This window comes from Streptomyces koelreuteriae (assembly GCF_018604545.1).
Lineage (GTDB): Bacteria > Actinomycetota > Actinomycetes > Streptomycetales > Streptomycetaceae > Streptomyces > Streptomyces koelreuteriae.
The window spans coordinates 2,088,991-2,107,529 of record NZ_CP075896.1 but is presented as its reverse complement, the minus strand read 5'-3'; the positions used below and the strand labels follow the sequence as shown (position 1 = coordinate 2,107,529).

17 protein-coding genes are annotated in these 18,539 nt (G+C 71.7%); 13 read left to right on the top strand and 4 right to left on the bottom strand.

Going from position 1 to position 18,539, the window contains the following annotated elements:
* The first annotated feature begins 4 nt into the window (after nt 1–4).
* The gene (locus tag KJK29_RS09175; RefSeq protein WP_215124215.1) at nt 5–1,297 is read left to right on the top strand and encodes a M50 family metallopeptidase; all 1,293 of its coding nucleotides are present in this window, start codon (nt 5–7) and stop codon (nt 1,295–1,297) included.
* Between the two features lie 168 nt (nt 1,298–1,465).
* Nucleotides 1,466–2,623, top strand: a complete 1,158-nt coding sequence (gene ispG / locus KJK29_RS09170; protein WP_215118218.1) for a flavodoxin-dependent (E)-4-hydroxy-3-methylbut-2-enyl-diphosphate synthase — start codon at nt 1,466–1,468, stop codon at nt 2,621–2,623.
* Nucleotides 2,624–2,656: 33 nt separating this feature from the next.
* On the opposite strand, the gene KJK29_RS09165 is transcribed toward ispG, so the two are convergent.
* On the bottom strand, nt 2,657–2,878 hold the full coding sequence (locus tag KJK29_RS09165) for a hypothetical protein (protein WP_215118217.1): 222 nt from the start codon (nt 2,876–2,878) through the stop codon (nt 2,657–2,659).
* Nucleotides 2,879–3,065: 187 nt separating this feature from the next.
* Between KJK29_RS09165 and KJK29_RS09160 the strand changes: the two genes are divergently transcribed.
* From KJK29_RS09160 to KJK29_RS09145, 4 genes are all read left to right on the top strand, one after another.
* Nucleotides 3,066–5,072 carry a tetratricopeptide repeat protein gene (locus KJK29_RS09160; RefSeq protein WP_215118216.1) on the top strand — a complete coding sequence of 669 codons (2,007 nt, stop codon included), beginning with the start codon at nt 3,066–3,068 and terminating at the stop codon, nt 5,070–5,072.
* 113 nt (nt 5,073–5,185) lie between these two features.
* The gene (locus KJK29_RS09155; protein WP_215118215.1) at nt 5,186–6,034 is read left to right on the top strand and encodes a GNAT family N-acetyltransferase; all 849 of its coding nucleotides are present in this window, start codon (nt 5,186–5,188) and stop codon (nt 6,032–6,034) included.
* Nucleotides 6,035–6,127: 93 nt separating this feature from the next.
* Nucleotides 6,128–6,658: a GNAT family N-acetyltransferase gene (locus KJK29_RS09150; RefSeq protein ID WP_215118214.1), complete on the top strand. Its 531-nt coding sequence runs from the start codon at nt 6,128–6,130 to the stop codon at nt 6,656–6,658.
* A 69-nt stretch (nt 6,659–6,727) separates the two neighbouring features.
* On the top strand, nt 6,728–8,428 hold the full coding sequence (locus KJK29_RS09145) for a proline--tRNA ligase (RefSeq protein ID WP_215118213.1): 1,701 nt from the start codon (nt 6,728–6,730) through the stop codon (nt 8,426–8,428).
* Between the two features lie 39 nt (nt 8,429–8,467).
* Here KJK29_RS09145 and KJK29_RS09140 read toward each other — a convergent pair whose 3' ends face one another.
* Genes KJK29_RS09140 through KJK29_RS09130 form a run of 3 tightly spaced genes read right to left on the bottom strand, consistent with a single transcriptional unit; the run spans nt 8,468 to nt 10,423 of the window.
* Entirely contained in the window at nt 8,468–9,367 is a 900-nt protein-coding gene (locus KJK29_RS09140) for an aminoglycoside phosphotransferase family protein (protein WP_215118212.1), read from the bottom strand.
* A gap of 46 nt (nt 9,368–9,413) precedes the next feature.
* The gene (locus KJK29_RS09135; protein ID WP_215118211.1) at nt 9,414–9,878 is read right to left on the bottom strand and encodes a ferritin-like domain-containing protein; all 465 of its coding nucleotides are present in this window, start codon (nt 9,876–9,878) and stop codon (nt 9,414–9,416) included.
* Nucleotides 9,875–10,423, bottom strand: a complete 549-nt coding sequence (locus KJK29_RS09130; RefSeq protein ID WP_215118210.1) for a hypothetical protein — start codon at nt 10,421–10,423, stop codon at nt 9,875–9,877. The genes KJK29_RS09135 and KJK29_RS09130 overlap by 4 nt, the downstream gene beginning before the upstream one ends.
* 206 nt (nt 10,424–10,629) lie before the next feature.
* On the opposite strand from KJK29_RS09130, the gene rimP reads away from it, so the two are divergent.
* From rimP to truB, 7 genes are all read left to right on the top strand, one after another.
* Nucleotides 10,630–11,130, top strand: coding sequence for a ribosome maturation factor RimP (gene rimP, locus KJK29_RS09125; protein ID WP_215118209.1), 501 nt, complete (start codon nt 10,630–10,632; stop codon nt 11,128–11,130).
* 2 nt (nt 11,131–11,132) lie between these two features.
* On the top strand, nt 11,133–12,155 hold the full coding sequence (nusA, locus tag KJK29_RS09120; RefSeq protein WP_215118208.1) for a transcription termination factor NusA: 1,023 nt from the start codon (nt 11,133–11,135) through the stop codon (nt 12,153–12,155).
* A 102-nt stretch (nt 12,156–12,257) separates the two neighbouring features.
* Nucleotides 12,258–12,554, top strand: a complete 297-nt coding sequence (locus tag KJK29_RS09115; RefSeq protein ID WP_215118207.1) for a YlxR family protein — start codon at nt 12,258–12,260, stop codon at nt 12,552–12,554.
* Nucleotides 12,555–12,700: 146 nt separating this feature from the next.
* Nucleotides 12,701–15,760 (top strand): translation initiation factor IF-2, encoded by a 3,060-nt coding sequence (gene infB / locus KJK29_RS09110; RefSeq protein ID WP_215118206.1) that lies wholly within the window; start codon nt 12,701–12,703, stop codon nt 15,758–15,760.
* Nucleotides 15,761–16,686: 926 nt separating this feature from the next.
* Nucleotides 16,687–16,980 carry a DUF503 domain-containing protein gene (locus tag KJK29_RS09105; protein ID WP_184598380.1) on the top strand — a complete coding sequence of 98 codons (294 nt, stop codon included), beginning with the start codon at nt 16,687–16,689 and terminating at the stop codon, nt 16,978–16,980.
* Between the two features lie 45 nt (nt 16,981–17,025).
* Nucleotides 17,026–17,478 carry a 30S ribosome-binding factor RbfA gene (gene rbfA / locus KJK29_RS09100; protein ID WP_215118205.1) on the top strand — a complete coding sequence of 151 codons (453 nt, stop codon included), beginning with the start codon at nt 17,026–17,028 and terminating at the stop codon, nt 17,476–17,478.
* Nucleotides 17,475–18,380, top strand: coding sequence for a tRNA pseudouridine(55) synthase TruB (gene truB, locus KJK29_RS09095; RefSeq protein ID WP_215118204.1), 906 nt, complete (start codon nt 17,475–17,477; stop codon nt 18,378–18,380). The genes rbfA and truB overlap by 4 nt, the downstream gene beginning before the upstream one ends.
* Nucleotides 18,381–18,539 lie beyond the last annotated feature (159 nt).

The window sequence follows — 18,539 nt, the reverse complement described above, 5'->3', positions numbered from 1 at the left end:
CCTGATGTTCATCCTCGGCATAGTGATCTTCGTGGTCGGACTGCTGTTCTCGATCGCGTGGCACGAGCTGGGCCATCTGTCGACCGCCAAGCTGTTCGGCATCCGCGTGCCGCAGTACATGGTCGGTTTCGGACCGACGCTCTGGTCGCGCAAGAAGGGCGAGACCGAGTACGGGATCAAGGCCATCCCGTTCGGCGGCTACATCCGCATGATCGGCATGTTCCCGCCCGGCCCCGACGGCCGCCTCACGGCGCGCTCCACCTCCCCGTGGCGCGGCATGATCGAGGACGCCCGCACCGCCGCCTACGAGGAGCTCCGGCCGGGCGACGAGAACCGCCTGTTCTACACGCGCAAGCCCTGGAAGCGCGTGATCGTGATGTTCGCGGGCCCCTTCATGAACCTGATCCTCGCGGTGGCGCTGTTCCTCGGCATCCTCATGGGCTTCGGCATCACCCAGCAGACGACCACCGTCAGCTCCGTCTCCCAGTGCGTCATCGCCCAGAGCGAGAACCGCGACAAGTGCGAGAAGGGCGACGCGGCCAGCCCGGCCGCCGCCGCCGGCCTGAAGGCGGGCGACAAGATCGTCTCCTTCGACGGCGTGGCCACCGACGACTGGAACAAGCTCTCCGACCTCATCCGCGCCACCCCCGGCCAGGAGGTGCCGATCGTCGTCGATCGCAAGGGCCAGGACGTCACCCTGCAGGCGAAGATCGCCACCAACCAGGTCGCCAAGAAGGACTCGAGCGGACAGGTCGTCGAGGGCCAGTACGTCCAGGCCGGCTTCCTCGGCTTCAGCGCGGCCACCGGCGTGGTCAAGCAGGACTTCGGCGACTCCGTGAGCTGGATGGGGGACCGGATGGGCGACGCCGTCGACTCCCTCGCCGCCCTCCCCGGCAAGATCCCGGCGCTGTGGAACGCGGCCTTCGACGGCGCGCCCCGTGAGGCCGACTCCCCGATGGGCGTGGTCGGCGCGGCCCGCGTCGGCGGCGAGATCTTCACCCTGGACATCCCGCCCACCCAGCAGCTGGCCATGGCCCTCATGCTGGTCGCCGGCTTCAACCTCTCCCTGTTCCTGTTCAACATGCTCCCGCTGCTGCCGCTCGACGGCGGCCATGTCGCGGGCGCGCTGTGGGAGTCGCTGCGCCGCAACACCGCCAAGGTGCTGCGCCGGCCGGACCCGGGCCCCTTCGACGTGGCGAAGCTCATGCCGGTCGCCTACGTGGTCGCGGGGATCTTCATCTGCTTCACGATCCTCGTGCTGATCGCGGACGTCGTTAACCCGGTGAGAATCTCCTAGTCATACGCGGTTCCGCGGCGGCCCGGCACACTTCGTGCCGGGCCGCCCCCATTGGGTGGGGATGCGGGTGGGATGTGCCCGGCCCCGGCCATGTGCCGTAATCTCGAAGCTCGGAGCCCGCTGCTCACGGGACCGGACCTTGATCCACGACTTGGGGTTGCACAGCAGATGACTGCGATTTCTCTCGGCATGCCGTCCGTACCGACCAGGCTCGCCGAGCGCCGGAAGAGCCGCCAGATCCAGGTCGGGGCCGTGGCGGTCGGCGGAGACGCCCCCGTCTCGGTGCAGTCGATGACGACGACGCGTACGTCCGACATCGGCTCCACCCTCCAGCAGATCGCCGAGCTGACCGCCTCCGGCTGTCAGATCGTCCGCGTCGCCTGCCCGACGCAGGACGACGCCGACGCCCTGTCGACCATCGCCCGCAAGTCGCAGATCCCGGTCATCGCCGACATCCACTTCCAGCCGAAGTACGTCTTCGCCGCGATCGAGGCCGGCTGCGCGGCCGTCCGCGTCAACCCGGGCAACATCAAGCAGTTCGACGACAAGGTCAAGGAGATCGCCAAGGCGGCCCGCGACCACGGCACCCCGATCCGCATCGGCGTCAACGCCGGCTCCCTCGACCGGCGCCTGCTCCAGAAGTACGGCAAGGCGACGCCCGAGGCGCTGGCCGAGTCCGCCCTGTGGGAGGCCTCCCTCTTCGAGGAGCACGACTTCCGGGACATCAAGATCTCGGTCAAGCACAACGACCCGGTCGTGATGGTCGAGGCGTACCGCCAGCTCGCGGCCCAGTGCGACTACCCGCTGCACCTCGGCGTGACGGAGGCGGGCCCGGCCTTCCAGGGCACGATCAAGTCGGCCGTGGCCTTCGGCGCGCTGCTCTCCCAGGGCATCGGCGACACGATCCGCGTCTCCCTCTCGGCCCCGCCGGTCGAGGAGGTCAAGGTCGGCCTCCAGATCCTGGAGTCCCTGAACCTCAAGCAGCGCGGCCTGGAGATCGTCTCCTGCCCGTCCTGCGGCCGCGCCCAGGTCGACGTCTACAAGCTCGCCGAAGAGGTCACGGCCGGCCTGACCGGCATGGAGGTCCCCCTCCGCGTCGCCGTCATGGGCTGCGTCGTCAACGGCCCCGGCGAGGCCCGCGAGGCCGACCTCGGCGTCGCCTCCGGCAACGGCAAGGGCCAGATCTTCGTCAAGGGCGAGGTCATCAAGACGGTCCCGGAGTCCAAGATCGTCGAAACCCTCATCGAGGAGGCCATGAAGCTGGCCGAACAGATGGAGGCGGACGGCGTGGCCTCGGGCGAGCCGTCGGTGGCGGTCGCGGGCTGACCGCGCGCAGACCGCCGGCGGACACAGTCCCGCTCACCGGCGGCGCGTCCCGCGCGCACGGCGTGCCGTCAGGGCCGTGGAGTACGCGGCGAAGAGCGACACCCGCGAGGAGTCCTGCCGCGCGCCGCGCAGCGCCCACCGGAAGCCGAGGAAGAGCAGCAGCTGCCGGAGCAGCACCGGTCCGGTGAGCACGGCGAGAGCCAGGACGGCGACGACCGGTGAACCGTCGATCAGACCGGCGGCGTAGCGAAACACGGCACCTCCCAGAACCGCCCGGCAGCCGTGCCGGGCACCTGGGACGAGTTCACCGCGAGCCGCCCCCGGACGGGGAAAGCCCGGATGTCCGGGACACCGGATCCGGACTGATGCGATCCGCTGGACGCCCTCCCGGACGGCCGGACACCATGGACACCTGTCCCGGACCGGTCGTCGAGAGGGCACCGTGGAGACGTGGCGGCACTTCCGGGCGGAGCTTGCCCGGCTCATGAACGAGGGCGAGGTCACCGTCGCGCAGGTGGTCCGGACCATCCCCGTCGGGCGCGAGACCCTCTACGGCTACCTGAGGGACCGTGAGGCCGGCGTCGGCAACGGCGACTGGGAGACCATCGGGGCGCTCCTGCGCTGCATCGAGTCCCTCGCCGGGGCCAACGGCCATCCCCTCGAGATCGATCACACCCGGTGGCAGAGGTCCTGGCAGACTCTCCGCGACCGCCAGGGGACCACCCGCAGACCGAGCAGGGAGTTCGTCCCGCGTCTGCCGGCGGACACCTGGATCGGCGGCTGGGACGGAGCCGCCGACGCCGTGCTGGCCCACTCCTCGGCCCAGGAGCTGGCGGGCTGGCCGAAGGGCCAGGAGCGACTCGACGCGCTGGCGGAGGCGGTCGCCAGGCTCAGCGCCGCTTGCGAACCCGAACTGGCCCGCGATGCCGCCTCGCGACTCGCCTCCGGTGCCGAAGCCGAGTTCGGCGCGGCCGACGCCAGAACCCTGGCCGCCCGGCACGCGCTCGCGTTCTGGACCGGCCACACCCACGACGTCCGCCGCGCGCTGGAGCTGACGGCCGGTCTGCACACGGACTGCGCACGCCACCTGGGACCGGATCACATCCTCACCCGGCTCGCCGCCCTGCGGGAGGCCCTCTGGCTCGGGCACACGGGCTGCTGGCACGAGGCCAACCGGCTCTACGCCCGGACCGCCCACCGCGAGGCCGCGCACTCCGACCGGAACGAGATGCTCTGGCTGCTCGCCCGCTGGGGCATGGCCCGCACGGGAGGGCGGTCGGGCAACTGGATCCACGCGCACATCGAGCTGGACCAGCTGCTGCCGGACGTGATCCAGGCGTTCGGACCGACGGCCCCGGCCACGCTCGACGCCCGGCACTCCCACGCCTGGGCCACAGCACGCGCCGGCGAGCACGACGCGGCGTGCTCGCTGCTCGCCCGGCTCGCCGACGACTCCGACACCGCCCTGGGCCAGGGCCATCCCACAAGCCTGCGTGTCCGCACATCGCTGGCCTACTGGAACCAGCGGCGCGGCTCGGCCGAAGAGGCGCTCCCCATGGCCACGGCCGTGCGGCAGCGCTCCGAGCGGCTGCTCGGACCGGACCACCCCCTGAGCACCGAGGCCGCCGAGGTCCAGGCGCTGTGCGGGCTGGACCTCGATCCGGACACGGCGATCGCCGGCCTGCGGGACGTCGTGACCCGCCGGGAGCGGCACCTCGGCCGCGTGCACCCCCATACGCTGCAGGCACGCTCCAACCACGCGGCGGTTCGGGCCACGCTCGACGGTCCTCTCGCGGCCCTCGGGCTGTTCCGGGAGCTCGCCCGCGACTTCGGCGAGACCCTGGGAGAGGAACACCCCGAGACCCTCCGCGTGCGGATGAACCTCGCCATCGCCACCCTCGAAGCCGAGGGCGCCGAGGAGGCCCGGTGGCTGTGCGCGCGGGTCGTCCAGTCACTCCGCAGGGTTCTGGGGGACGACCACCCGGAAACGGTGCTGGGCAGGGCAGTCCTGCGGAGCGTCGAACAGCGGAAGCGGGAGAGCGTGACGGCGGATCGCCCCGTCGTGGTGCGTCGGCCTCCGTACGGCACGTCGTTCGAGGCGGGAGGCGGGCAGAGCGACCGGGCCCTCAAATCGGCCGTCGAACCCGTCACCTGGTGCGCCGAACCGGACCCCGGCACGCACGCTCCCGACGACGGCTACGCCGTACTGCGTGCCGTCGCCACCCTGCCCGTGAGCACCTGGAGCTACCGCGGCGAAGAGGGCGTACGGCACCTCGGCCCCATGGCGCAGGACTGGTACGCCGCGTTCGGCCTGGGGGCCGACGACCGGACCATCCACCCCATCGACGTCAACGGTGTCTCCGTCGTCGCCGTGCAGGCGCTGTACCGGATGGTGAGCGGCCTCCAGGACGAGGTGAGCCGGCTCAGGAAGCGGCTCGACGACGGGTGAGAGCGGCCCGTACCGGCCTCGCCTGTCTCAGGGCGTCGAGCGCGGCGGCACCGCCCAGCTCCGCCAGGTACAGTGCGAGGATCAGCCGACCCCAGTGTGTGAGGGCCCCGCACGTGTTGACGCAGACCACCTCACGGGTCCTCGAACCGAGCGACCTGGATGCCGCGCTCGCCGTACTCGACCGTGAGCCGGTCGCGAACGCCTTCGTGACGTCCAGGGTGCAGATCGCCGGCCTCGACCCGTGGCGGCTCGGCGGCGAGATGTGGGGCTGGTACGAGGACGGCATGCTGACGTCCCTGTGCTACGCGGGCGCCAACCTCGTCCCGATCTGCGCCGGCCCGCGCGCCGTCCGCGCCTTCGCCGACCGGGCCCGCCGGGCCGGCCGCCGCTGCTCCTCCATCGTCGGGCCCGCCGGGTCCACCGCCGACCTGTGGCGGCTGCTGGAACCCCAGTGGGGCCCGGCCCGCGACGTCCGCCGCCGGCAGCCGCTCATGGTCACCGACGGCCTGCCGGCCGGTATCGCCCCGGACCCCTACGTCCGCCGCGTCCGCAAGGACGAGATGGAAACGCTCATGCCGGCGTGCGTGGCGATGTTCACCGAGGAGGTCGGGATCTCCCCGCTCGCCGGCGACGGCGGCCTCCTCTACCAGGCCCGCGTCGCCGAACTCGTCGGCTCCGGCCGCGCCTTCGCCCGCTTCGACGCGGACGGCAAGGTCGTCTTCAAGGCGGAGATCGGCGCCGCGACGGACCGCGCCTGCCAGATCCAGGGCGTCTGGGTCGCCCCCGAATACCGCGGCACAGGCCTGGCGGCCCCCGGCATGGCAGCCGTCCTCCGCTATGCCCTGGCCGACGTCGCCCCGGTGGTCAGCCTCTACGTGAACGACTTCAACACGGCGGCCAGAAGGACGTACCAGCGAGTGGGCTTCCAGGAAGTGGGAGCCTTCATGAGCGTGCTGTTCTGAAGCGCCCCGAAAGGGGCGCGGGGAACTGCGCGACCAGCCACATCCAAGCCGCCACCCGGCCGACAACCGAAACCCCCCTGTAGGCTCCCCGCCATGGACCTGGTGATCGGCCCACTCGACCTCTCCGCCCACGTAGACGAGGCGCTGGCCATCCAAGCCGTGGCCTTCGGCCTAGGCCCGGACGAGGTAGCCGTCCGCCGCCAGATCGTCCTCCGCCACATGACCTACCCGGGCGCCCGCGCCCTCGGCGCGACAGCCGACGGCGACCTCGTCGGCTTCGTCTACGGCATGCCCAACGACCGCACCCACTGGTGGTCCACCGTCGTGGAGCCGTACCTCAGAGCCAACCACTACGACCACTGGCTCGACGACTCCTTCGTGATCACCGAACTGCACGTCCACCCCGCCCACCAGAGCCGCGGCATCGGACGCACCCTGATCACCACCATCACCGACGGCGCCGCCGAACCCCGCTCGATCCTCTCCGCGATCGACACCGAGAGCCCCGCCCGCGCCCTCTACCGCTCCCTCGGCTACCGGGACCTGGCCCGCCAGGTCCTCTTCCCCAGCGCCCCGAAGCCGTACGCCGTGATGGGCGCTCCGCTCCCGCTCCTGCGCCGCTAACCGATTTCCACCGCCCCGTACCCCCCGGATAACCTCCTGCCATCACCTACACGCAGCAGGAGCTAAACGATGGCGAACGTACCGGTCCAGCGCATGTCCCAGTTGATGGCGAAGACGTTGCGCGACGACCCGGCGGACGCCGAGGTCCTCAGCCACAAGCTCCTCGTCCGCGCCGGGTACGTACGCCGCACCGCCGCCGGCATCTGGAGCTGGCTGCCGCTCGGCAAGCGGGTCCTGGCCAACGTGGAGCGCATCGTCCGCGAGGAGATGGACGCCATCGGCGCCCAGGAGGTGCTGCTCCCCGCCATCCTGCCGCGTGAGCCCTACGACGCCACCGGCCGCTGGGACGAGTACGGCCCCGAGCTGTTCCGTCTCCAGGACCGCAGGGGCGGCGACTACCTGCTCGGCCCCACCCACGAGGAGATCTTCACCCTGCTGGTGAAGGACCAGGCGTCCTCCTACAAGGACCTGCCGGTGATCCTCTACCAGATCCAGCACAAGTACCGCGACGAGGCCCGGCCCCGCGCGGGCATCCTGCGCGGCCGCGAGTTCCTGATGAAGGACTCCTACTCCTTCGACACCGAGGACGAGGGCCTGGCCCGGTCCTACGCGCTGCACCGCGAGGCCTACCAGAAGATCTTCGCGCGCCTCGGCCTCGACTACCGCATCTGCGCCGCCACCGCCGGCGCGATGGGCGGCTCCAAGTCCGAGGAGTTCCTCGCCCCGGCCGAGGCCGGCGAGGACACCTTCGCCGACTGCCCGAACTGCGACTTCGCCGCCAACACCGAGGCGATCACCTACGAGTTGAAGTCCGTCGACGCCTCGGACCTCCCGGCCGCGGAGGACATCCCGACCCCCGACACCCCCACCATCGAGACCCTCGCCGCCTCCCTCGGCGTCCCGGCCTCCGCCACGCTGAAGAACCTCCTGGTCAAGGTCGACGGCGAGATCGTCGCCGTCGGCGTCCCCGGCGACCGCGAGGTCGACATGGACAAGGTCGAGGCGCACTTCGCCCCGGCCACCGTCGAGCTGGTCACCGAGACGGACTTCGCGGCCCGCCCCGACCTGGTGCGCGGCTACGTCGGACCGCAGGGCCTGGAGAAGGTCACCTACATCGCCGACCCGCGCGTGGCCCCCGGCACGGCCTGGATCACCGGCGCCAACAAGGCCGGCACGCACACGAAGAACGTCGTCGCGGGCCGTGACTTCGAGGTCGGCGCGTACGTCGACGTCGTGGTCGTGCAGGAGGGCGACCCCTGCCCGAAGTGCGGCACCGGCCTGGTCCTCGACCGCGCCATCGAGATCGGCCACATCTTCCAGCTCGGCCGCAAGTACACCGACGCCCTCAAGCTCGACGTCCTCGGCCAGAACGGCAAGCCGGTCCGCGTCACCATGGGCTCCTACGGCGTCGGCGTCTCCCGCGCGGTCGCCGCCCTCGCCGAGCAGAGCGCCGACGACAAGGGCCTGTGCTGGCCCCAGGAGGTCGCCCCGGCCGACGTCCACGTGGTCGCCGCGGGCAAGGCCCTGCAGACCGAACTGGCCCTCGACATCTCCCAGAAGCTGGCCGCGGCCGGTGTCCGGGTCCTGGTCGACGACCGCGCCGGCGTCTCCCCGGGCGTCAAGTTCACGGACTCCGAGCTGATCGGCGTACCGCGGATCCTGGTGGCCGGGCGGCGCGCGGCCGACGGTGTGGTGGAGCTGAAGGACCGCCGCACCGGCGAGCGCGAGGAGCTGACGGTCGAGGAGGCCGTCGCCCGGCTCACCGCCTGAGCATGCGCCCCTGTGGGCGCTCCGGTCCTTCCGGGGCGCTCACAGCCAGGCCGCGAACTCCAGCAGCAACTCCGCGTCGCGCGGCCGGCCCACCCGCCCCGCCCGCACACCGGACTCCACGGCCCGGAACAGCGTCCAGCCGCGCAGCCGCTCCTGGTCCACGTCCAGGGACTCCGCCAGCCGCTTCACCCGGCGCCGGGTCGTGGCCGCGCCCGACGGCTGCGCGATCAGGTCCTCCACCCGGTCGCGCACCAGCCGGGCCAGATCGAAGGCGCACTCGCCGACCACCGGGTCGGGGCCCACGGCCAGCCACGGCATCCGCTCCCCGGCGAGCACCTTGCTCTGCCGGAACGTGCCGTGCAGCAGCCGGTGTTCGGGCGGCGCGGCCAGCAACCGCTCACGCGCCGCGAGCGCCACGTCGACGAGCGGGGCCACCTCGGGATCGGCCTGGGCCCGCGCCCGCATCGCCTCGGCCTGCCGCCCGGTCCGCTCGGCCACGGTCTCGAAGGGGAAGTCGGCGGGCGGCTCCACCCACAGCCGCCGCATCGTCCCCGCCGCCTCCAGCAGCGCCTTCGCCTCCGGCAGCGACCGCACCGACACATCCGGATGCAGCCGCTCCAGCAGCAGCACGCCCTCGGCGGTGAAGGGTTCCAGCAGTTGTACGGCGCCCAGGCCGCCCCAGTGGGCGAGCGCGGCCCGCTCCGCCTCCGGGCGGGCCCGGCCCGGCGCCAGCTTGAGCACGGCGGGCGTCCCGTCGGCCGTGCGCACCAGGACGACCAGGCTGCTGCGCCCGCCGGGCACCTGCACCCGTTCCACGGTCAACTCGCGTAGAGCGACGGCCCGCCGCGCCGCCCCGGGCAGCTCCTCCAGCCAGTCGTCACCGTCCGGTGCCGTCTCACCGAGCGCCCTGACCAGGCGGTTCGGCGGTTCGAAAACCATGCGCGAGCGTTCCCTTCGTACTGTCCGCGGTGCGTGCCCTACGGGGTCACGGCGTGGGCGCGGCCGCGGGCGGAGCCGTGTCCGCCCGCTCGGCGAGCCCAGGGAAGGCTACGCTCTCGCCGCGCCAGCGCACCGCCCGCACCGCGGCCTCCCGCAGCGCCTCGGCGGCCAGCATCCGCCGCCCGCCGCCCGCCGCGCGCACCAGGTCGGAGTAGACCCCGGCCACCCGGTCCTCCAGCTCGGCGGCGAGCCGCACCGCGGCCGCGGAGTCCGCCACCGGGAACGGCAGCGCGTACCCGGCGGCCGCCGCCGCGGGCCTGCCGCCCAGGTCCTTCACCTCGCGCGCCAGCGCGTCCCTGCGCGCCCGGTGCGCGTCATACGCCGTCCGTGCCTCGACGCGCTGCCCATCGCCGATCCGCCCGCCGACGACGCCGTACCCGTACACCGCCGCGTGCTCGGCGGCCAGCGCCGCCTGGAGAGCCCGCAGTTCCTGGTCCTTCGCGTCGCTCACGCGTCCCCCTCCGTCAGCAGATAGACGTGCGCCGCCCCGGCGGCCGCCACCGAGGCCAGCAGCCGCGCCAGCTCGCCGTCCACCCCGACCAGCGCCTTCGCCCGCCGGTCGGCGAGGTCCCGCTCCGCCGCGGCGAGCACGGCGAGCGCGTCCCGGTCGTTCCCCGGCACAGCAGCGGCCGAGGGGGACGATGAGGCGGAGGAGGCGGAGGAGGCGGAAGGGGAGACAGCAGGTGAGGGAGACGCTTTTCGGCCGCCGTCGAACGCCCGTGCGTGCCGTACGACCTCCCCCCGCAGCGGCCGCAGCCGCTCCGCGAGCTCCGGGCGGGCGGCGATCACCGCGTCGTACCGCTCGGCCAGTTCCTCGCTGTCCCGCGCCGCACGCGCGCGTGCCCGGCGGTCGGCGGCCGACGGGCCGTCGCCCGGGTCACCGGAGTCCTCGCCGCCGGCGGTGCAGCCGGCCAGGGCGAGGGCCGCCGGGCCGACGGCGAGCAGACTCCTTCTGCGCGGTCCCGAGCGGGCGCGTGGCGATGGGGAAAACGGCACTTCAGACGTCCTCGGGGGGCTCGTACGAGAAAGAAGCGACTGACAGGGCTGCACGCCCGTGATCACGGTACCCGGGCTGTCGCCCGGGACCACTCAGCGGCACCGTTCGTCACCGGGTGGACGGCAACACACCTTGCGACCGGATACCCTTTGACCAGACACGCGCCCCATCCCACAACAGCACACGCGGCCGAGGAGTCACCCGGATGAGCACCACCCAGAGCGAGAGGCTGCGAGAACTACTGGAACCGCTCGTCAGCTCTCAGGGCCTGGACCTCGAAGAGATCGAAGTGGACTCCGTCGGACGCAAGCGTGTGCTGCGTGTGGTCGTCGACTCGGACACGGGCGCCGACCTGGACCAGATCGCCGATGTGAGCCGCGTGCTCTCGGCGAAGCTCGACGAGTCGGACGCGATGGGCGAGGGGGAGTACACCCTCGAGGTCGGCACCCCCGGCGCGGAGCGTCTCCTGACGGAACACCGGCACTACGTGCGCGCCACGGACCGCCTGGTGAAGTTCCAGCTGGCCGAGGGCGGCGAGCTTCTCGCCCGGATCCTGAAGGTCGACGACGACGGTGTCGACACCGAGATCCCCGGAGTCAAGGGCCGCAAGCCCACCGCGCGCAGACTCGCCTTCGACGACATCGTCCGGGCGCGTGTCCAGGTCGAGTTCAGCCGCAAGGACAACAAGAAGGAAGAGGAGGCGTAGCCGTGGACATCGACATGAGCGCCCTGCGGGGCTTGGTTCGGGAGAAGGAGATCTCCTTCGACCTGCTGGTCGAGGCGATCGAGTCGGCCCTCCTCATCGCCTACCACCGCACCGAGGGAAGCCGCCGTCACGCGCGCGTGGAGCTCAACCGGCAGAGCGGCCATGTGACCGTGTGGGCGAAGGAGGACCCCGACGACCTCGAGGAGGGCCAGGAGGCCCGCGAGTTCGACGACACCCCCACGGGCTTCGGCCGTATCGCCGCCACCACGGCCAAGCAGGTCATCCTGCAGCGCCTGCGCGACGCCGAGGACGACGCGACGCTCGGTGAGTACGCCGGCCGCGAGGGCGACATCGTCACCGGTGTGGTCCAGCAGGGCCGCGACCCGAAGAACGTGCTCGTCGACATCGGCAAGCTCGAGGCCATCCTGCCGGTGCAGGAGCAGGTGCCGGGCGAGACGTACCAGCACGGCATGCGCCTGCGGTCGTACGTCGTCCGGGTGGCCAAGGGCGTCCGCGGCCCGTCCGTGACCCTGTCCCGTACGCACCCCAATCTGGTGAAGAAGCTGTTCGCCCTGGAGGTGCCGGAGATCGCCGACGGGTCCGTGGAGATCTCCGCGATCGCCCGCGAGGCCGGTCACCGCACGAAGATCGCCGTACGCTCCACTCGCTCCGGCCTGAACGCCAAGGGCGCCTGCATCGGCCCCATGGGCGGCCGGGTGCGCAATGTGATGGGCGAGCTGAACGGCGAGAAGATCGACATCGTCGACTGGTCGGAGGACCCGGCCGAGATGGTGGCGAACGCGCTGTCCCCGGCCCGTGTCTCCAAGGTGGAGATCGTGGACCTGGCGACCAGGTCGGCCCGGGTGACCGTGCCCGACTACCAGCTCTCCCTGGCCATCGGCAAGGAAGGGCAGAACGCCCGGCTCGCCGCCCGGCTGACCGGCTGGCGGATCGACATCCGCCCGGACACGGAACCGGCCGGGAACGGCGCCGGTGACGGCTCCGCGGACGGTTCCGGGGAATAGATCCAAGCCGCGGGTCGTTCAGATCACGACAGGTTCATGCGCGGCAACTGTTCGAATCCTGCCCCAAAGGGGTGAGGAGCGTACGGGGAGGTAGACTTAACGGTGTCTGGCCGGACGCGCGTCCGCGCATGCCCTGAACGCACTTGTGTGGGGTGTCGGGAGCGAGCGGCCAAGGCCGATCTGTTGCGGATCGTGTTGATCAAGGACGCATGCGCCCCTGATCCTCGCGGTACGCTGCCCGGCCGGGGTGCGTACGTACACCCCGCCCAGATCTGTCTCGACCAGGCGGTACGCCGACGGGCGTTCCCGAGGGCACTGCGCGCCCCGGGACCGCTCGACACAAAGGCGTTGCGCCGATACGTCGAGCAGACAACAGTTGCCGACCAGGCAACACGGTAAAGACGTGTCGCACGGAACACCGTGCGGCTTGGTACCTCGCGAGTCGAAAGCAGGTCGAGATTGCGATGAGCACTCGATGAGTACGCGATGAGTACGCCCATGAACTAGCGACGGTCCGGACGTAACCCGGACCTCAAAGGAGCGAAGTGGCTAAGGTCCGGGTCTACGAACTCGCCAAGGAGTTCGGTGTCGAGAGCAAGGTCGTCATGGCCAAGCTCCAGGAACTCGGTGAATTCGTCCGTTCGGCGTCTTCGACGATCGAAGCGCCCGTCGTACGCAAACTGACTGACGCCTTCCAGGGCGGTGGCAACGGCAAGTCCGCGAAGCCCGCAGCCCCCAAGAAGGCCGCCCCCCGTCCCGCCGCGCCCTCTCCGGCGCAGGCGGCGCGTCCGGCTGCCCCGAAGCCGCCGGCCGCACCCAAGCCCGCCGCGGCCCAGGAGCCGTCGGCCCCCGCGGCCCCGTCGGCCCCCGCGCCGACCCCGGGTCCGCGTCCGACGCCGGGCCCCAAGCCCGCGCCGCGTCCGGCCCCGGCCGCGCCCGAGTTCACGGCGCCGCCCGCTGCGGCTCCGTCCCCGGCCGCGCCGAAGCCCGCAGGCGGGCGCCCCGGTGCCCCCAAGCCCGGTGGTGGCCGCCCCTCCGGCGGTCCCGGCCAGGGCCAGGGCGGCCAGGGCCGTCCCGGTGGCGAGCGTGGCCCGCGTCCCGGTGCTCCGGCGCCGCGTCAGGGCGGTTCCCGTCCGGCCGGTCCGCGTCCGGGCAACAACCCCTTCACCTCCGGTGGCTCCACCGGCATGGCGCGCCCGCAGGCGCCCCGTCCGCAGGGCGGCCGTCCCGGCCCCGGCGGCCAGGGTGGCGGTCCCCGTCCCCAGGCGCCCGGCGCCCAGGGCGGCGGCGGTCCGCGTCCGCAGGCTCCGGGCGGTAACCGTCCGAGCCCGGGCTCGATGCCGCGTCCGCAGGGTGGCGGCCCGCGTCCCGGCGGCGGCTCCGCCGGTCCTCGTCCGAACCCCGGCATGATGCCGCAGCGTCCCGCTGCCGGCCCGCGTCCCGGCGGCGGTGGCCCCGGCGGCCGCGGTCCCGGTGGCGGCGGTCGTCCCGGTGGCGGCGGCGGTCGCCCGGGTGGCGGCGGCTTCGCCGGTCGTCCGGGTGGCGGCGGCGGTTTCGCAGGCCGTCCCGGTGGTCCCGGTGGCGGTGGCGGCGGTTTCGCCGGTCGTCCGGGTGGTCCCGGTGGCGGCGGTCGTCCCGGCTTCGGTGGTCGTCCCGGCGGTCCCGGTGGCCGTGGTGGCACGCAGGGTGCCTTCGGTCGTCCGGGCGGTCCCGCCCGTCGCGGCCGCAAGTCGAAGCGGCAGAGGCGCCAGGAGTACGAGGCCATGCAGGCCCCGTCGGTCGGCGGTGTGATGCTGCCTCGCGGCAACGGCGAGACCGTTCGCCTGTCGCGCGGTGCCTCCCTCACCGACTTCGCGGAGAAGATCAACGCCAACCCGGCGTCGCTCGTCGCGGTCATGATGAACCTCGGCGAGATGGTCACTGCCACGCAGTCCGTCTCCGACGAGACGCTCCAGCTCCTCGCCGGCGAGATGAACTACACGGTTCAGATCGTCAGCCCGGAGGAGGAGGACCGCGAGCTCCTCGAGTCCTTCGACATCGAGTTCGGCGAGGACGAGGGCGACGAGGAGGACCTGATGGTCCGCCCGCCCGTCGTCACCGTCATGGGTCACGTCGACCACGGTAAGACCCGGCTCCTCGACGCCATCCGCAAGACGAACGTCATCGCGGGCGAGGCCGGCGGCATCACCCAGCACATCGGTGCCTACCAGGTCGCGACCGAGGTCAACGAGGAAGAGCGCAAGATCACCTTCATCGACACCCCGGGTCACGAGGCGTTCACCGCCATGCGTGCCCGTGGTGCGAGGTCGACCGACATCGCGATCCTGGTGGTCGCGGCCAACGACGGCGTCATGCCGCAGACGGTCGAGGCGCTCAACCACGCCAAGGCGGCCGAGGTCCCGATCGTCGTCGCGGTCAACAAGATCGACGTCGAGGGCGCGGACCCGACCAAGGTGCGCGGTCAGCTGACCGAGTACGGCCTCGTGGCCGAGGAGTACGGCGGCGAGACCATGTTCGTCGACATCTCCGCCAAGCAGGGTCTGCACATCGACTCCCTGCTGGAGGCCGTGGTCCTCACGGCCGACGCCTCGCTCGACCTGCGGGCCAACCCGAACCAGGACGCGCAGGGCATCTCGATCGAGTCCCGTCTCGACCGCGGCCGCGGTGCCGTGTCGACGGTCCTCGTCCAGCGAGGCACGCTGCGGGTCGGCGACACCATGGTGGTCGGCGACGCGTACGGCCGAGTCCGGGCGATGCACGACGACAACGGCAACAGCGTTTCCGAGGCCGGTCCCTCGACGCCGGTTCAGGTCCTGGGCCTGACCAACGTCCCGGGTGCGGGCGACAACTTCCTGGTGGTCGACGAGGACCGTACGGCCCGTCAGATCGCCGAGAAGCGCGCCGCCCGTGAGCGCAACGCCGCGTTCGCCAAGCGCACGCGCCGCGTCTCCCTCGAGGACCTGGACAAGGTGCTCAAGGCCGGCGAGGTCCAGCAGCTCAACCTCATCATCAAGGGTGACGCTTCTGGTTCCGTCGAGGCGCTGGAGTCCTCGCTGCTCCAGCTGGACGTCGGCGAAGAGGTCGACATCCGGGTCCTGCACCGCGGCGTCGGTGCGGTCACGGAGTCCGACATCGACCTGGCGATGGGCTCCGACGCCATCGTGATCGGCTTCAACGTGCGCGCCGCCGGGCGTGCGCAGCAGATGGCCGAGCGCGAGGGTGTGGACGTCCGCTACTACTCGGTCATCTACCAGGCGATCGAGGAGATCGAGGCGGCCCTCAAGGGCATGCTCAAGCCGGAGTACGAAGAGGTCGAGCTCGGTACGGCGGAGATCCGCGAGGTCTTCAAGTCGTCCAAGCTGGGCAACATCGCGGGTGTTCTCATCCGCTCCGGCGAGGTCAAGCGGAACACCAAGGCCCGCCTGCTGCGCGACGGCAAGGTCGTCGCGGAGAGCCTCAACATCGAGGGCCTGCGTCGCTTCAAGGACGACGTCACCGAGATCCGCGAAGGGTTCGAGGGCGGTATCAACCTCGGCAACTTCAACGACATCAAGGTCGACGACGTCATCGCGACGTACGAGATGCGAGAGAAGCCGCGGGTCTGACCCCCGGCTCCCACCAACCGGCCGACGCGGCATACGCCGCGTCGGCCGGCTGGCCGTTGGCAGGCCGGTACGGGTGCTGAGGTGTTCGGGCCGGGTTGCCGGGCCGGGTTGGGTGCTGAGGTGTTCGGGCCGGTGTGCTGAGGCAGGCCGGTCGGGGCGCTGCGGCACTCTGACCGGGCTGCTGAGGCGGGCCGGGTAGGGCGGCGAGGTGTTCGGGCCGGGTTGCTGAGGCGGGCCGGTCGGGGCGCTGAGGCACTCTGACGGGGCTGCTGAGGCGTGCCGGGTAGGGCGGCGAGGGGTTCAGGCCGGGCGCTGAGGCGTGCCGGGTTTGGTTGCTGAGGCGACTCGGACCAGGTTGCTGAGGCGTGCCGGGTTGGGTGCTGAAGCCTCTCGGACCAGGTCGCTGAGGTGACGGTTTGGGTGCTGCGGCATTCGGACTGGGCTGCTGAGGCGTGCCGGGTGGTGCGTCGAAGTACTTGGACCGGGGTGCTCAGGCCTGCGACGAGCGGGTGCTGGGCGAACTGGTCGGGTGCTGAGACAGGCCGGTCTGGTGCTGAGGCGCGCTGAGCAGGGTGTCGAGGTACTTGGATCGGTATGCCGCGGGGCGTGCCGAGCGGGTGCTGGGCGAACTGGTCGGGTGCTGAGGTGAGCTGGTCGGTGTGCTGGGGCGAAGCCCCGTGAGGGGTGCAGGGGACGTAGTCCCCGCCGGGTCCAGGGCGGAGCCCTGGGCAGCACTTCCCACCCACCGGGTCGGGGTCTGGGGCGGAGCCCCAGGGGGCCCGGCCTCTTGGCCGACCGTGTCGGGCGGGTGGGTGGGCAAAGGAAACCCCGTCGAGCCACCGCCAGGTTCGCGGTACCGTTCTTGATGTCCCTGCCACCCAACCGCAGGGCCATCGATCCCGTACCGGCGGGTCATCCGGATACACATGTACGTGGGGACTCTGTCCTTCGACCTGCTCCTCGGCGACGTCCGGTCGCTGAAGGAGAAGCGCTCCGTCGTCCGCCCCATCGTCGCCGAGCTCCAGCGCAAGTACGCGGTGAGCGCGGCCGAGGTGGACCATATGGACCTCCACCGCAGGGCCGTCGTAGGCCTCGCGTTGGTATCCGGCGACGCGGGGCACCTGAGCGAGGTACTCGACCGGTGCGAACGGCTGGTCGCCGCCCGCCCCGAGGTGGAACTGCTGTCCGTCAGGCGGCGTTTCCACGGCGAAGACGACTGACGACCCAGAGAACGACCCAGACAGGAAAGAACGGGAGACGGACCAGTGGCCGACAACGCGCGGGCTAAAAGGCTGGCGGACCTCATCCGAGAGGTGGTGGCCCAGAAGCTGCAGCGCGGGATCAAGGACCCGCGGCTCGGCTCGCACGTCACCATCACGGACACCCGGGTCACGGGTGACCTGCGGGAAGCGACCGTCTTCTACACCGTGTACGGAGACGACGAAGAGCGCAACGAGGCCGCAGCCGGCCTGGAGAGCGCCAAGGGCATCCTGCGCTCCGAGGTGGGCCGGGCCGCCGGCGTGAAGTTCACGCCGACCCTGACCTTCGTCATGGACGCCCTCCCCGACACGGCCCGGAACATCGAGGACCTCCTCGACAAGGCGCGCCAGTCCGACGAGAAGGTCCGCGAGGCCTCCGCCGGCAAGAAGTACGCCGGCGAAGCCGACCCGTACCGCAAGCCGGGCGAGGAAGACGAGACGGACGACACCGCCGAATGACCCAGAAGCACACCACGCCCGACGGCCTCGTCATCGTCGACAAGCCGTCGGGCTTCACTTCGCACGACGTCGTCGCCAAGATGCGCGGCATCGCCAGAACACGACGCGTCGGGCACGCCGGCACCCTCGACCCTATGGCGACGGGCGTCCTCGTCCTCGGCGTGGAGAAGGCGACCAAGCTCCTCGGCCACCTCGCGCTGACCGAGAAGGAATACCTGGGCACCATCCGGCTCGGGCAGAACACCCTCACGGACGACGCCGAGGGGGAGCTCACCTCCTCCGCCGACGCCTCCGAGGTCACCCGCGAGGCCATCGACGCCGGTGTGGCCAAGCTGAGCGGCGACATCATGCAGGTGCCGTCCAAGGTCAGCGCCATCAAGATCAACGGGGTGCGGTCCTACAAGCGGGCCAGGGAGGGCGAGGAGTTCGACATCCCGGCCCGGCCCGTCACGATCTCCTCCTTCAGCGTGTACGACGTCAGGGACGCCGTCGCCGAGGACGGCACACCCGTACTCGACCTGGTCGTGTCGGTCGTCTGCTCCTCCGGTACGTACATCCGGGCCCTGGCCCGCGACCTGGGCGCCGACCTAGGCGTCGGCGGTCATCTCACCGCCCTGCGCCGGACCCGCGTCGGCCCCTACAAGCTGGACGCGGCCCGCACGCTCGACCAGCACCAGCAGGAGCTGACCGTGATGCCGATCGCGGAGGCCGCGACGGCCGCGTTCCCGCGCTGGGACGTCGACGCCCGGCGGGCCAAGCTGCTCACCAACGGCGTACGCCTGGAGATGCCCGACGAGTACGCGGGCTCCGGCCCCGTCGCCGTCTTCGACCCGGAGGGCCGCTTCCTCGCCCTCGTCGAGCAGGAGCGGGGCAAGGCCAAGAGCCTGGCCGTCTTCAGCTGACGGGCGGGACCGGGGGAGCGGTGTCCGCCCGTGGAGCGGCGACCACGGGGTACCTCCACTGTCGCCGCTCCACGGTCCCCCCTCGGTTCCCCCACCCCTAGGGTGTATCCAGCCGTCCCCGTTGATTCACCCGTGCGTGCGGGCGCTCGGAGTGAACGG